We start from the raw sequence: 13,205 nt of genomic DNA, 5'->3' as shown, positions 1-13,205 counted from the left end.
TCCGCAAAAGCGGAACACCTTTTAGTGTAAACTATGATATAAAATGATTAATCTAAAATTTCAGTAACCTGACCGGCACCTACGGTTCTACCACCTTCACGGATAGCGAAACGAAGTCCTACGCTCAAAGCGATAGGCTGGATCAAATCAACTGTAATGGTCAAGTTATCACCTGGCATTACCATTTCAACACCGTCAGGCAAGTTGATGTTACCTGTTACGTCGGTAGTCCTAACGTAGAACTGTGGACGGTAGTTGTTGTGGAATGGCGTGTGACGACCACCTTCTTCTTTCTTAAGGATATAGACCTCAGCTTTGAATTTGGCGTGCGGCTTAACAGAACCAGGCTTACAGATAACCATACCTCTTTTGATATCGCTTTTCTCGATACCTCTCAATAGGATACCTACGTTATCACCTGCTTCACCACGATCCAAAATCTTACGGAACATCTCAACCCCGGTAATGGTAGAGGCCAATTTCTCAGCACCCATACCGATGATATCGACGGCATCACCAGTGTTGGCAACTCCAGTTTCGATACGACCAGTAGCAACGGTACCACGACCAGTAATGGTGAATACGTCTTCTACAGGCATCAAGAAGTCTTTCTCAACATCCCTTTCTGGAAGCTCGATCCACTCATCAACGGCAGCCATCAATTCCATTACGGTATCGACCCATTTTTGCTCACCGTTCAATGCACCCAAGGCGGAACCTGAAACAACAGGACCATTGTCACCATCGTACTCATAGAAAGAAAGCAACTCCCTTACTTCCATTTCCACCAATTCCAACAACTCCTCGTCATCGACCATGTCGACTTTGTTCAAGAAAACGACGATTCTTGGAATACCGACCTGACGACCCAATAGGATGTGCTCACGAGTCTGAGGCATAGGACCATCAGTAGCGGCAACAACCAAGATAGCACCGTCCATCTGTGCAGCACCTGTAACCATGTTCTTTACGTAATCGGCGTGACCAGGACAGTCAACGTGTGCGTAGTGACGGTTTTGAGTCTGGTACTCTACGTGCGACGTATTGATGGTAATACCCCTTTCTTTTTCTTCAGGAGCATTATCAATTGAATCGAAGCTTCTAAGTTCAGACAACCCTGCGTTCGCCAATACAGTAGTAATAGCGGCAGTCAATGTAGTTTTACCATGATCAACGTGTCCAATAGTACCGATATTAAGGTGCGGTTTGGAACGATCAAAAGTTTCCTTTGCCATTTTAATTAATTTTAATCTTAGTTTATATTAGTGTACAAATCGTTTTGAGCCAATGACGGGATTTGAACCCGTGACCTCTTCCTTACCAAGGAAACGCTCTACCCCTGAGCTACACCGGCGTAAAGTGTTGAATCTTCGACGTTACTGCCGAGACTCCTGCCTTCGCAGGAATGACATCTTTTCTTTGAGCGGGAGACCGGGTTCGAACCGGCGACATTCAGCTTGGAAGGCTGACGCTCTACCAACTGAGCTACTCCCGCATTGTTATTTTCAATATTTCACTTAAAAGCCCTAAATTTTAACACTTTAGGACGGAACGTTGTTTTTTGTGTTGTGGGGAGAGCAGGATTCGAACCTGCGAAGGTAAAAACCAACAGATTTACAGTCTGTCCTCGTTGGCCGCTTGAGTATCTCCCCGCCTTTATTTTAGCACTTTACGAGCCGGTAGAGGGACTCGAACCCACGACCTGCTGATTACAAATCAGCTGCTCTAGCCAGCTGAGCTATACCGGCTTTTACAGCCCTTTTTTACACAAAAAAAGCCCGTTATTTCTAACGGACTGCAAATGTAGAGATTTATTTTTGTATTCAAAATAATTTGAGAAAAATTTTGACTAGGCGTGAGCCCGCATTTTCTCTTTCTTTTTGACCAATTTGCGTTCGAGTGAACTGCATGCCGAATCGATGGCTTCCTCGAAGCTTTTGCATTGCTTTTTGACAATGAATTTGTCGCGCGGAACATGTACTTTGATTTCCACAATCTTATTTTCCTTTGCACTGGTGTTCTCAACCTTCAAATACACGTCGGAACTGATCACCTTATCGTAGAAAAGATCGAGCTTGTCCATCCGGTTTTGGATGAAATCGATCAACTTCCTATCGGCATCAAAGTTTACGGATTGTGTGTTTACCTTCATAGTACTTCGAATTTTTTGGGATCCGCTTGGGACGGACCGGGTTAAACTTCGGCAAGGAGGGTCTATTCCTTACTCCTAGGATGGGCAGCTAGATGTGCTTTTTTTAGCTCGGCAATACTATTATGGGTATAGACTTGTGTTGACGCCAAGCTTGAATGGCCCAGTAATTCCTTGACCGTATTCAGGTCGGCTCCCTCATTGAGCAAATGGGTCGCGAAGGTGTGTCTAACGATATGCGGACTCCTTTTTGCCTTGGGGGAGACCATACTAAAATACTTATTTATAACCCTATAAACAAGTGTTTCATAGATTTTGTGACCCGTTTTGGTTAAAAACAAATAGCTTGGATCAGCGATTTCGGGCAGTAGTTCGCGCGCATCCAGATACTCCTTCAAAGTCATTTTCGTGGTGTCCAAAACCGGTATGATGCGCTCTTTGTTCCGTTTGCCCAATACCTTGACCATTTGTCTTTCCATATCGATGTCTGTCATCTTAAGGGCGATCAATTCGGCCCTTCGCATACCTGTTGCATAGAGCAACTCGATCATCGCCCTGTCACGCTTGCCTTCGAACGAGGCTTCGAAAGGGAGCTGCTCCAACACTTGCTTAAGCTCCGCTTCGGAAAAAGGCACCTGCACCTGCTTTTTGGTCTTTAAGGCTTTGTGTTTGGCCAAAGGGTCGGCAGTCAGGGTGCCTATGGCCAAAAGAAACTTAAAATAGGCTTTTAAAGAAGCTATCTTTCGGTTGATCGACCGGTTGGTGGTTCCTTGTCCGACCAATTCGACTACCCAGCTGCGGATCATGGGGTAGTTGATCTCAGTGGCATCCTTCAGCTGGAACTTATCAAGGCCAAAGGCCATAAAGGCGTCTAAATCACCTTTGTAGGCCTTGACCGTATGCATCGAATAGTTTTTCTCATGCTGCAAGTAGGCAATAAAGGCATCCAAATCCATGATTCAAAGGTACATAAAAGGCAATGGAACACTTGTAGCCATAAAAAAAGCCTTGCGATAGCAAGGCTTTGATTTTATGATTGAACGCTAGGGGACTAGATTTCCTCTCCGTCCCTCAAGTGTTGGATGTACTGTGCTTTTTGGATTTCGGCACGTCGCTTCACAGAAGGTTTGGTGAATTGCTGTCGGCTTCGCAACTGACGCATCGTACCTGTTTTATCAAATTTACGTTTGAACCGCTTCAGGGCCCTATCGATGTTCTCTCCTTCTTTTACTGGTATAATTAACATGGACTACAACCTCCTTTCTTTAAAATTTTGGTGTGCAAATATACAAATCTAGTTTCGCAATGAAAGCATTACTTCAAAATATTTTTTGAAATCACTACTTTCTGTATTTCGGTCGTGCCTTCACCAATGGTGCACAACTTGCTATCCCGGTAAAACTTCTCGACCGGAAAATCTTTGGTATATCCATATCCGCCGTGAATTTGAACGGCATCGTTGGCTACCTTGACACAGACCTCTGAGGCATACATCTTCGACATCGCCCCCATGGTGGTCACTTTTCTTCCTTGATTCTTCAAAAAGGCCGCCTTGTGCAACAACAGCTCCGAAGCTTCGATTTCGGTAGCCATATCGGCCAACTTAAAGGAAACCCCTTGAAACGCACTGATCGGTTTTCCAAACTGTACGCGTTCCTTGGCATATTTCAAAGCTGCCGAATAAGCCCCTTTGGCGATACCCAAGGAAAGGGCACCAATGGAAATCCGACCACCGTCCAAAATTTTCATGGATTGGATAAAGCCATCCCCGACCGCTCCCAAACGATTATCGTCAGAGATCCGGCAATCGGAAAAAATCAACTCAGCGGTCTCACTGGCCCGCATCCCCAATTTATCCTCTTTCTTACCGCTTGAAAACCCAGGAGTACCTTTTTCAATGGCAAAAGCGGTCATGCCGTGGCTGTCACCCTTCTCACCCGTCCTGGCTATTACGACCGCGATGTCGCCTGATTTACCGTGGGTGATAAAATTTTTAGCCCCATTCAGGATCCAATGATCCCCATCTTTAACGGCGGTGGTGTTCATACCCCCTGCATCAGAACCGGTATTATGTTCGGTAAGCCCCCAAGCACCGATCCATTCGGCTGTCGCCAATTTGGGTACCCAGCGTTGTCGCTGTTCTTCGTTGCCGAAAGAAAGGATGTGATTGGTACATAGCGAATTGTGTGCGGCTACGGAAAGGCCTATCGACGGATCGACCTTTGAAATTTCTTCAATAATGGCGACGTATTCATGGTATCCCAGTCCGGACCCCCCTAGGGATTCGGGAACCAGCACTCCCATAAAGCCCATTTCACCGGCTTTTTTAAAGACCTCGACCGGAAAGGTCTGGGCCTCGTCCCACTCCATCACGAACGGACGGATGTACTGCTCTGCGAATTCCTTGGCGGATTCCGCGACCATCTTTTGGGTCTCTGAATAATCGAAGTTAATAGTGGATAAGGTATCCGTAATCATTTCAGGCATTTTAAAGGGACAAATATAATTGAATTATGTCGATTTTGTTTACCGGAAACCCTTCAAGATCAAACAATTCTTCGAAAGATCCGATGCGTCCCCGCGCTTGACGGTAGGCGACCATACGACGGGCCAACCCATAGTCGATATATACCAAACGGGAAAGTTCTTTCACTGTTGCTTCATTAAGTGGTATTTTTTCGATTTGGGGCGCTTGCAATACCTGATACCTGGCAAGGCATCGTTCGACCACCTCGGGTTCAAGACCATACACTTCATACAACTGTGCATTGACCAAAAATCCACCCAATAATTCACGGTACTTTACGATGCGCTGCGACAAAACCTTTCCAATTCCCCGGATGCTGGTCAAAGCCTCTGGGGTCGCAAGGTTTAGATCGGAAGGCACTATTTTTTCCGACCTTGAAGCTTTGCCTTTCCGTCTTGGGTTTTTAGAGGTAAACTCCGGAAACCTGAAGTGCACCGCTAAGGTTTCCAACAACTCATCGGAAACCCCGGTAAGCGCTTGGAACCCCTCGAGGGAATTTACAAAACCACCTGTTTTCCGGAATGCAAGGAGTTTATCCATGGCCGTAACGGGAATGCCGAGCGCATAGCCTTTCGCATCGGTCAAGAAATTCGGATTCAAACGATAGGGCTCCCGCTGTTTGAAACGCAATACAGACAGGCTGTCGTATCGGGCTTGTGCAACCGTATCGAGATACAAGAGGGAATGATCGCTTTGTTTGGGTTTGGACCGGGTACCAAACCAAACCCCTTGGACAAGGAACAAAAGCAGCAACAAAAAAAAGACCCCATTCCGTTCCCTTTTGTCGAGATTGAAATGAGGTCTTAAACGTTTCAAATGTCCGTTCTTATTTGCTGGCCTTAATGGCTTCCATATAGCGGTTCAATTGTTTTTTCACGACCGGGAACAAGAAATACAATCCGACCATGTTGGGGAATACCATGGCAAAGATCATGGCATCCGAAAAGGCCCAGATCGAATCCATACTGGCGGCCGCACCGATAACGACGAACACACAGAACAAAAGTTTGTATGCCAAATCGGTTTTCTTTCCGCGTCCAAACAGATACTTCCATGATTGCAAACCATAATAAGACCATGAGATCATGGTCGAAACGGCGAACAACACTACCGCAATGGTCAAGAAAATATTCGAGAATGGAATGTATGCCCCAAAGGCTTTCGAAGTGATCCCCGCGCCTTCATAGGCAATGCCATCGATAAGGACGGCTCCAGAACCGTCTCCTCCGTAATCGAAGAACCCACCGAAGTTGAAGATCACGATGACCAAGGCCGTCATGGTGCAGATCACTACCGTATCGATAAAAGGTTCCAACAAGGCCACCAAGCCTTCTGAAGCCGAATATTTCGTTTTTACCGCAGAGTGCGCGATCGAAGCAGAACCGGCACCGGCTTCGTTGGAAAAGGCCGCTCTACGGAAACCGACCAACAAAACACCGATCACACCACCGACACCCATGGCCGTTGGATTGAAAGCTTCTGAAACGATCAAGCCGATCGCATCGTCGATCAATGAGAAATTGCTTAAGATGATGTATAGACAGCAGACAATATACATGACCGCCATAAAGGGTACTACTTTTTCGGTCACCGAAGCGATCCTTTTGATCCCCCCGATAATGATGATGGCCACCAAAACGGCCAAAACCACACCTACTATGGCACCAGCTGCGGTACTGTCCCATCCGAATAATTCTTTGATAACAATGGTAGCCTGGTTTGATTGCGCGGCGTTGCCACCCCCAAAAGATCCTCCGATACAGAAGACCGCGAATAGGGCCGCAGCGATTTTGCCAAGGGTCTTGAACCCTTTGTCCTTCAGACCACGACTGATATAGTACATTGGGCCGCCATATACGGTGCCGTTCTCATCTACATCGCGGTATTGCACGCCTAAGGTACATTCGACGAACTTGGTCGACATCCCCAAGAGTCCACAAACGATCATCCAAAACGTAGCTCCGGGTCCGCCAAGGGCGATCGCTAAGGCTACCCCAGCGATATTCCCGTTTCCTACCGTTCCGGATACTGCGGTCGCCAGCGCCTGGAAATGGCTCACTTCCCCCTCTTTGCTTTCGTCACGGATCGTATCGGGTAAATCACCGTCAACGATATTGACCTCCGCTTTTTCTACCCCAGGTCCTGCAGCCACCTCAAGATCATCATATTTGCCTCGAACGACGTTTATGGCCGTCCAGAAATGGCGGATGTTCGGAAAACCGAAATAGAGGGTAAAAAACAAAGCGCTCCCTACCAAGAGGATCAAAACAAAGGGCGTGCCCATGATTTCGAAGAAAATGACCTTATTGAAAAAATCGGAAACCGGTTGGAAGGCCTGATCGATCTGTTGGTCCAAGCCCACTTCCTGGGCATTTGCGAACAACGGTAAAAACAGGGCCATCGCACTAAGAAGTCTGTACTTCATCATATGGTTTTAGTTAGTTTGGTTACTTGTAAAGCTGACAATATCCTAAAAAAAAACTTCAGAATCAAAATTGAAAAAGTTAAACTAACCGATTTTGAACATCTGGTTCAGCTTTTGGATTTGTTCGGGTCGCCCCAGTACGATGACCTTACTTTTGGGCTCCAGTTGCTGGTTGGCCTCAGGGTTGATAATGTAGTTGCCGTTCGGTTCGATATAGCCGATAATGGTACAGCCAGTGCGCCTTCTCAAATCCAGATCCCGTATCGAACTGCAGTCGACCTGATCTTGAAAATCCTCGATTTCAACCTCTTCCAAGTTAGTGGTACTATCTACTTCGGTAGACAACTTATTAATGAAGGTGACCAAATCGGGCATGACTACCAAAGAGGCCATATGATCACCCCCGATCTTGTCGGGCATGATGACCTTGTCGGCCCCGGCCAACATCAACTTGTGTTGTGAGGTCACCTGCGAAGCACGGCTAATGATAAACAGGTCTTTATTCAATTGCCTAGCCGATAAAACCACAAAAAGGTTGGCTGCATCATCCGGTACCGCAGTGATCAAAAAGTTGGCCCTATCGATACCCGCGGCGAGTAAGACTTCATCTTCATTGGCATCCCCTTCGATAAAAAGCACCTCGTCTTCGTTCTTTTCAATGATCTCTTTGTTCTTCTCGATCACTACAAACGGTTTTTTGTAGGCATTCAGTTTTTCGGCCGCTTGTCGGCCATTCCGGCCATAGCCACAGACCACCACATGTTCACTGAGGTTTTCAATTGCTTTTTTCACCTTTTTCTGCTTTAAATTCTGTAGGGAGTTTCTACCCAATAAATACTCGGTGACCACCGAAATGGCGAAACCGAAAATAAAAACGCTGCTGACGATCAAGAATATGGTAAACACTTGGGCATCGGCATCAAGTGGGCGCACTTCTGAAAAACCGACCGTCGTTACCGTAATAATGGTCATATACACCGCCTCGACCCACGAAAAATCAGCCACTAGCCGATAACCCACTACCCCGATCAAAAAAACCATGACCATGAGGGTCAAGGCCAAGGCAATTTTAGATCGGAAAAGTCTCAGTATGGTCATAAATCGAATACGGAAGTCCGTTTAGTATAAATCAAATCCTTGATGCGCAGCCAAAATGCGATAAACAAATAAAGTGCAAAACCGAAACCCAGGGTGGCAAACGTCAAATAGATGAAGGTAGTTCGCACTACCCTAGCCCGGATCCCGAACCGTTCGGCAATGCGCTCACACACTTCAAAACCGCGTTTCTGCAAATAATAGAGTAGATCATAAAACCATCGCATACCCAAAATTAGCGTTTTCTTCCTAGTAAATGAATTCCGATGCTGCATTGCAAACACCGCCCTTTGGAACAGTAGTCATGGTAAAGGCCCAAATTCGCCTGGCTTTCGAAGGCGTTGCTAGCCGAAAGCCCAATGGTTTCGAATTGATCGAGAATACCGTTCTTTTCCCGAGGTAAGGTCCGCATTAACCCAATTACCTCTTCAGAGATATCGTTTCCCCTAGATTGGGCATACATCAACTTCAGGGGTACTATGGTATTGCCGATCAACAAATGGACGGTGGTTTTAGAAACCTGCTTGTTCCTTTTGGCCGAAAGCTTGCCAAAAGTGTAGTGGGTTTTCCAATAGTCGGATACCGACACCCGAAACAAGTCGTAAAAATCGTTTAGGTTGTTCATTCGCATCACCTTTTGGAACAAATCGGACCGAAGGGCATAGAGCTGTACCAACTGTGCCAAGCGTATGGTGGGAAAGTTGGCGGGTCGCAATCCAAAGAACTCAGGTCGTGGACCAAGATAAGGCCGTATACCATAGGTGTTCTTCAAAAAGCGGTAATGGGCTACCTGTTTTAAAAAATAAGGATCATGCGCCTTTTCATTTTCCAAAAACCCGGCCAAACCGAACAACAGCGTTTCCAAAGAAAAGGGACGATGGAACAACTTCTTGATCAGTGAAAAATCAAGATGTTCGGCAAGGGCCTTAAAAGCCCCCCCGTTCTTATTCAGACCGAACCCTTTCATCAAGGAACGGAACAAAATCGCCTCCCAATGGTTTTGGGTCGCCTCCATCGAGGTTTTGATCTCCTCTGATTTCGTTAAAAGGCGGGCGACATAAAGCCGCTGTTGCCATATCGACACCACATCATGGGGAACGGCTTTCAGATTACGTTCACAGGGAATGAACCGAACCTGTTGGTTTTCGAAAACCCTTTGATAACGCGATAACAGATCGGATCCCACGAATCGCTTTAATTCCAGCGTCGGGATGCGGCTGCCATCACGTCGGAATATGGCGACGTCATCAACCCAGACGACATGCAGGACCACATTATCATAGTTGGGATCTTTTTCATGGCCGTGGGCATACCAATCGGAAGCATTTCGATGAATTTCCACGTTTCCACCCCATTCCTGACCATCGATGCTTACCCGGGCATTGAAAAAATCAGGACCACTGGCATGATTGTGCTGACCCGTATTGCGGATTTCCAACACCTCGTTTTCGGTAGTGAACAGTTCCTTCTTGGGAATACGATGGGAAGCCCATACATAATGGAGTAGCGCTTCTTTCATGGTGGCATCTCGATTCGATTACGTCAAAAGACCAAAATAAACCGAGATAACCGCAACGGGTGCGAGCAGTAAGTTTATTCGGCTACTTCGCCCTCCCAGGCCATAAAGCCCCCTTCTAAATTGAACGTTTGCCCGAAACCTTGGCTGTTCATGATGGCGCAAGCCTGACTGCTCCGGTTTCCTGAACGGCAATAGACGTAATAGTTCTTAGACGTATCCAATTCGGCAAGGGCATCAAGGAACCCTTGACCCATATAAATATCTATGTTTTGTGACCCTGGGATGTATCCTTCTTCCACTTCATCGGCAGTGCGGACATCGAGAATGACCGCGTTTTGATCATCGGCTAATTGGGCCGCCCATTCTTCTTGGCTTAAATCCATGTGTTTCGTCAATTTTAATTTGCTCAAAATAAAAGTCCGGAGCATAACCCCGGACCTAAAACTACGTATTTTTCGTATTATACTTTTATCGAACATCCGATGGCCCTTGTGATCGTAAGCTCGATCTCTTCACCGGCCAGCATGGCATCGACCGCGTTTTCTACATATTTCTCTTCGACCTGTGCTGCATCTTGATAGTTGTCATCGATGGCGCCGATGTACCGCACTATATTTCCTTCGTCCGTACGTTCCAATAAATAGACATGTGGTGTGCGGGTGGCACCGTACTGTGGATATATGGTTTGACCGTCATCAAGGAGGTAGGGAAAGGTGAACCCTTTTTCTTGGGCCCTGACCTTCATGGCTTCGAAACTATCGCCGGGTTTTGCCGCCGGATTATTCGGATTGATGGCGATTACCGGAACCCCCATCGGTTTGTATTTGGCATCAAGGGCAATGATCCTGTCTTCGTAGGCCACCGCATACGGACAGGTATTACAGGTAAAAATGACCAAGAAGCCTTTGGCGGTTTCGAAATCGGATAGTGATACCCTATTCCCATCCACATTTTGCAAAGAAAAATCCGTTGCCGCATCCCCGATCGAATACCCTTTATAAGGATTTGTCGTAAAAGCCATGGCACCAATGAGGACCATTGTTAAGAGTAGTGGGGAGAAATAGTGTTTAAGTTTCATCGTATAAATTTTTCAAGTTCACTGTTCAGGGTTTCATAGGTAAAGCCTTGTTCATAGAATTGCCGCTGATCGCGATTATAAATCAAGGTTGCCGGGATACCCCCACCCCAATCGGGAGCTATCTTGGGGATCCAGTCATTCATTTTGGTGTCATCCAAAATCACCACTTGGCCTTTCAGGCCTTTCTTCTCGACAAAGGGTACTAATCGTTTCTGCCACATCGAGGGCATATCGAGACTCACGAAAACCAGGGCGACTTTCTCCGATTTGCGTTCGGCATACGTTTTTTCGAAATAGGGCATTTCTTCGATACAAGGTTTGCACCAGGTAGCCCAGAAGTTGACGATGTAGGTGGTATCGTTCTCTTGCCGAAGCAGCGGTTCAAGGCCTTCGTAGTCATAAACAGGAAATGGCAACCTGGCGTTGTCGGAGGTCACCGGGGTCTCGCTATCGGATACACTGACGGTCTGCGACTCTTTCTTCTTCTCGACACAAGCTTGGGTAAGCAGTACAGCTAGCATCAAAACAGGGAACAACGACCTCATGGCAAATGATTTAGGGTTAAAATTAGCCAATGCCCAAGCCACCGTTATTTTTTTAACAAAATTTTATCGATGGAAAATTTTTGTTCCCTTGCAAATCCTTATACATTTGTATATACAATTGTTGTAACAACATGAATGTAGAAGCGATTATAAAGACGGAAAAACGGCTGCCTCTTCGAATGCGGACCATGATCCACTTCGCCTTGGTTGGCAATAAGATCAGTGAAGCCTTTGCGGCTGCCCTTAAACCCTATGAGGTTTCGGAGCAACAATTCAACGTACTACGCATACTGCGCGGACAAAAAGGCACACCGGCCAACCTTTCGACCATCAATGAGCGCATGGTGACCAAAATGAGCAATACCACCCGATTGGTCGATAAATTATTATTGAAAGGCTATGTTGATCGGGCAGTTTGTGCGAACAATCGAAGAAAAGTCGAAATCACCATAACGAACAAGGGCAACACCATTTTGACCGAATTGGACAGTGTTATGGAGGCGACCGAAAAGCAGCTTCTGCAAAAATTCAACGACAAAGAACTGGAACAATTAAACCTTTTATTGGATAAATTTTAATATGGACAATACACTGAAAAACAGAAATTGGCGCTACGCCACCAAAAAATTCGATGCCAGCAAAAAAGTGTCGGACGAAGATTTGGAAACCCTATTGGAAGCCACTCGCTTAAGTGCCTCCTCGTATGGCTTGCAACCGTATCATATCTATGTCATTACCGACCAAGACATCAGGGAACGGTTAAAACCGGTCAGCTGGGGGCAATCGCAATTGACCGATGCCTCACATATCCTGGTTTTTACCAATGCCACCGATTTTGCCGATGAGCTCATCGATGACTATTTGACCAATGTTTCGGAAACCCGGAATATTCCCGCAGAGGGATTGAAAGGATACGGTGACTTTATGAAATCAAAATTATTGGAGTTGCCCAAGGAAGTGAAAAGCACTTGGACCGCCAAACAAGTGTACTTGGCACTGGGCAACGCCATGCAAGCCGCCGCAGAACTCCAAATCGACACTTGTGCCATGGAAGGTTTCGAACCGGATAAGTACAACGAGATATTGGGGTTATCGGAAAAAAACCAAAACGCAGCCGTTGTTTTGGCCGTTGGGTACCGATCTTCGGAAGACGATACCCAGCACTACGCCAAAGTGCGTAAATCTACCTCGGAATTATTTACACATCTATAAATTTAAAACAATCCATAATTCGAAAATCATGAAAAAGAATCTATTAAGCATTGCACTGACCCTAGTATTCGGACTTGCCCTCGCCAACCCGGTCGATGGTGAAAAGAAAGAAGTGAAAACCGACGCCAGTACGGTCACCTGGAAAGCCTACAAAGTTACAGGCTCGCATACGGGCACCATCAGCCTTAAGGCAGGAGCGCTGGTATTCGACCAAGGCAAATTGACCGGTGGCGAGTTTACCGTCGATATGACCACCATCAACACCACCGATTTGAGTGGTGATTACAAAGCAAAGTTGGATGGGCACCTCCATTCCGACGATTTCTTTTCAACAACCTCCCATCCTACTTCCAATTTGGTATTTACCAAAGTCGAAAGTTCAGGAAAGAACTCGTATAAAGTGACCGGCGACCTCACGATCAAAGGAATCACAAAACCGGTGACCTTCGATGTTTCGGTATATGGCAGCAAAGCCACCGCTACGATGAAAGTTGATCGCGCCCAATACGACGTAAAGTATGGTTCGGGAAGTTTTTTCGACAACTTAGGGGACAAGACCATTTATGACGAGTTCGATTTGGTCGTCGATTTGGAATTTTAAGACCCAACATAGAAAAAGGAAATTAGTTTGAGTGTTTGGAAATCCTGCCGTGGT

Annotated in this window: 16 protein-coding genes and 4 tRNA genes; 3 read left to right on the top strand and 17 right to left on the bottom strand. The window is 46.3% G+C overall.

Annotated features, from left to right (window positions below; translation table 11 throughout):
* Positions 1 to 47: 47 nt before the first annotated feature.
* The 17 genes from tuf to ABV409_RS15930 all read right to left on the bottom strand — a co-directional run bounded on the left by tuf (position 48) and on the right by ABV409_RS15930 (position 11,338).
* Positions 48 to 1,235, bottom strand: coding sequence for an elongation factor Tu (tuf, locus tag ABV409_RS16010; protein ID WP_353878632.1), 1,188 nt, complete (start codon positions 1,233 to 1,235; stop codon positions 48 to 50).
* Positions 1,236 to 1,282: 47 nt separating this feature from the next.
* A tRNA-Thr gene (locus tag ABV409_RS16005) sits at positions 1,283 to 1,354 on the bottom strand.
* Between the two features lie 68 nt (positions 1,355 to 1,422).
* Positions 1,423 to 1,495, bottom strand: a tRNA-Gly gene (locus ABV409_RS16000).
* Between the two features lie 74 nt (positions 1,496 to 1,569).
* A tRNA-Tyr gene (locus tag ABV409_RS15995) sits at positions 1,570 to 1,652 on the bottom strand.
* Between the two features lie 22 nt (positions 1,653 to 1,674).
* Positions 1,675 to 1,748 (bottom strand) — tRNA-Thr (locus tag ABV409_RS15990).
* A 101-nt stretch (positions 1,749 to 1,849) separates the two neighbouring features.
* Positions 1,850 to 2,152, bottom strand: a complete 303-nt coding sequence (gene hpf / locus ABV409_RS15985; RefSeq protein WP_353878631.1) for a ribosome hibernation-promoting factor, HPF/YfiA family — start codon at positions 2,150 to 2,152, stop codon at positions 1,850 to 1,852.
* 62 nt (positions 2,153 to 2,214) lie between these two features.
* Positions 2,215 to 3,105, bottom strand: a complete 891-nt coding sequence (locus ABV409_RS15980) for a tyrosine-type recombinase/integrase (RefSeq protein ID WP_353878630.1) — start codon at positions 3,103 to 3,105, stop codon at positions 2,215 to 2,217.
* A gap of 95 nt (positions 3,106 to 3,200) precedes the next feature.
* Positions 3,201 to 3,395 (bottom strand): 30S ribosomal protein S21, encoded by a 195-nt coding sequence (rpsU, locus tag ABV409_RS15975; RefSeq protein WP_353878629.1) that lies wholly within the window; start codon positions 3,393 to 3,395, stop codon positions 3,201 to 3,203.
* 68 nt (positions 3,396 to 3,463) lie between these two features.
* The gene (locus tag ABV409_RS15970) at positions 3,464 to 4,603 is read right to left on the bottom strand and encodes an acyl-CoA dehydrogenase family protein (RefSeq protein ID WP_353878650.1); all 1,140 of its coding nucleotides are present in this window, start codon (positions 4,601 to 4,603) and stop codon (positions 3,464 to 3,466) included.
* A gap of 34 nt (positions 4,604 to 4,637) precedes the next feature.
* On the bottom strand, positions 4,638 to 5,492 hold the full coding sequence (locus ABV409_RS15965; protein ID WP_353878628.1) for a ComEA family DNA-binding protein: 855 nt from the start codon (positions 5,490 to 5,492) through the stop codon (positions 4,638 to 4,640).
* A 10-nt stretch (positions 5,493 to 5,502) separates the two neighbouring features.
* The gene (locus ABV409_RS15960; RefSeq protein WP_353878649.1) at positions 5,503 to 7,101 is read right to left on the bottom strand and encodes an alanine/glycine:cation symporter family protein; all 1,599 of its coding nucleotides are present in this window, start codon (positions 7,099 to 7,101) and stop codon (positions 5,503 to 5,505) included.
* An 84-nt stretch (positions 7,102 to 7,185) separates the two neighbouring features.
* On the bottom strand, positions 7,186 to 8,193 hold the full coding sequence (locus tag ABV409_RS15955; protein ID WP_353878648.1) for a potassium channel family protein: 1,008 nt from the start codon (positions 8,191 to 8,193) through the stop codon (positions 7,186 to 7,188).
* 2 nt (positions 8,194 to 8,195) lie between these two features.
* On the bottom strand, positions 8,196 to 8,423 hold the full coding sequence (locus ABV409_RS15950) for a PspC domain-containing protein (protein ID WP_353878627.1): 228 nt from the start codon (positions 8,421 to 8,423) through the stop codon (positions 8,196 to 8,198).
* Positions 8,424 to 8,431: 8 nt separating this feature from the next.
* Positions 8,432 to 9,715: a DUF2851 family protein gene (locus ABV409_RS15945; RefSeq protein ID WP_353878626.1), complete on the bottom strand. Its 1,284-nt coding sequence runs from the start codon at positions 9,713 to 9,715 to the stop codon at positions 8,432 to 8,434.
* A 74-nt stretch (positions 9,716 to 9,789) separates the two neighbouring features.
* Positions 9,790 to 10,098, bottom strand: coding sequence for a rhodanese-like domain-containing protein (locus ABV409_RS15940; protein WP_353878625.1), 309 nt, complete (start codon positions 10,096 to 10,098; stop codon positions 9,790 to 9,792).
* A gap of 77 nt (positions 10,099 to 10,175) precedes the next feature.
* A complete protein-coding gene (locus ABV409_RS15935) occupies positions 10,176 to 10,793 on the bottom strand; it encodes a thioredoxin family protein (protein WP_425590014.1) in 618 nt (205 codons plus the stop codon).
* Positions 10,790 to 11,338, bottom strand: a complete 549-nt coding sequence (locus ABV409_RS15930) for a TlpA disulfide reductase family protein (RefSeq protein WP_353878624.1) — start codon at positions 11,336 to 11,338, stop codon at positions 10,790 to 10,792. The genes ABV409_RS15935 and ABV409_RS15930 overlap by 4 nt, the downstream gene beginning before the upstream one ends.
* Positions 11,339 to 11,469: 131 nt before the next feature.
* On the opposite strand from ABV409_RS15930, the gene ABV409_RS15925 reads away from it, so the two are divergent.
* Genes ABV409_RS15925 through ABV409_RS15915 form a run of 3 tightly spaced genes read left to right on the top strand, consistent with a single transcriptional unit; the run spans position 11,470 to position 13,151 of the window.
* Positions 11,470 to 11,916 carry a MarR family winged helix-turn-helix transcriptional regulator gene (locus ABV409_RS15925; RefSeq protein ID WP_425590013.1) on the top strand — a complete coding sequence of 149 codons (447 nt, stop codon included), beginning with the start codon at positions 11,470 to 11,472 and terminating at the stop codon, positions 11,914 to 11,916.
* Position 11,917: 1 nt separating this feature from the next.
* Positions 11,918 to 12,550, top strand: a complete 633-nt coding sequence (locus ABV409_RS15920; RefSeq protein ID WP_353878622.1) for an NAD(P)H-dependent oxidoreductase — start codon at positions 11,918 to 11,920, stop codon at positions 12,548 to 12,550.
* 28 nt (positions 12,551 to 12,578) lie between these two features.
* Complete coding sequence (locus tag ABV409_RS15915; RefSeq protein ID WP_353878621.1) at positions 12,579 to 13,151, top strand: YceI family protein; 573 nt, start codon at positions 12,579 to 12,581, stop codon at positions 13,149 to 13,151.
* Positions 13,152 to 13,205: the final 54 nt, after the last annotated feature.

The organism is Flagellimonas algarum (genome assembly GCF_040513375.1).
In the GTDB taxonomy this organism is placed as follows: domain Bacteria; phylum Bacteroidota; class Bacteroidia; order Flavobacteriales; family Flavobacteriaceae; genus Flagellimonas_B; species Flagellimonas_B algarum.
Note: the sequence above shows the minus strand (reverse complement) of the source record. Positions and strands in the feature narration are given on the sequence as shown.

Bases quoted from the DNA above. Each gene is read 5' to 3' on its own strand.
- tuf (WP_353878632.1), bottom strand. From the start codon at position 1,235: ATGGCAAAGGAAACTTTTGATCGTTCCAAACCGCACCTTAATATCGGT.
- hpf (WP_353878631.1), bottom strand. From the start codon at position 2,152: ATGAAGGTAAACACACAATCCGTAAACTTTGATGCCGATAGGAAGTTG.
- ABV409_RS15980 (WP_353878630.1), bottom strand. From the start codon at position 3,105: ATGGATTTGGATGCCTTTATTGCCTACTTGCAGCATGAGAAAAACTAT.
- rpsU (WP_353878629.1), bottom strand. From the start codon at position 3,395: ATGTTAATTATACCAGTAAAAGAAGGAGAGAACATCGATAGGGCCCTG.
- ABV409_RS15960 (WP_353878649.1), bottom strand. From the start codon at position 7,101: ATGAAGTACAGACTTCTTAGTGCGATGGCCCTGTTTTTACCGTTGTTC.
- ABV409_RS15950 (WP_353878627.1), bottom strand. From the start codon at position 8,423: ATGCGATGGTTTTATGATCTACTCTATTATTTGCAGAAACGCGGTTTT.
- ABV409_RS15945 (WP_353878626.1), bottom strand. From the start codon at position 9,715: ATGAAAGAAGCGCTACTCCATTATGTATGGGCTTCCCATCGTATTCCC.
- ABV409_RS15940 (WP_353878625.1), bottom strand. From the start codon at position 10,098: ATGGATTTAAGCCAAGAAGAATGGGCGGCCCAATTAGCCGATGATCAA.
- ABV409_RS15935 (WP_425590014.1), bottom strand. From the start codon at position 10,793: ATGAAACTTAAACACTATTTCTCCCCACTACTCTTAACAATGGTCCTC.
- ABV409_RS15930 (WP_353878624.1), bottom strand. From the start codon at position 11,338: ATGAGGTCGTTGTTCCCTGTTTTGATGCTAGCTGTACTGCTTACCCAA.
- ABV409_RS15925 (WP_425590013.1), top strand. From the start codon at position 11,470: ATGAATGTAGAAGCGATTATAAAGACGGAAAAACGGCTGCCTCTTCGA.
- ABV409_RS15920 (WP_353878622.1), top strand. From the start codon at position 11,918: ATGGACAATACACTGAAAAACAGAAATTGGCGCTACGCCACCAAAAAA.
- ABV409_RS15915 (WP_353878621.1), top strand. From the start codon at position 12,579: ATGAAAAAGAATCTATTAAGCATTGCACTGACCCTAGTATTCGGACTT.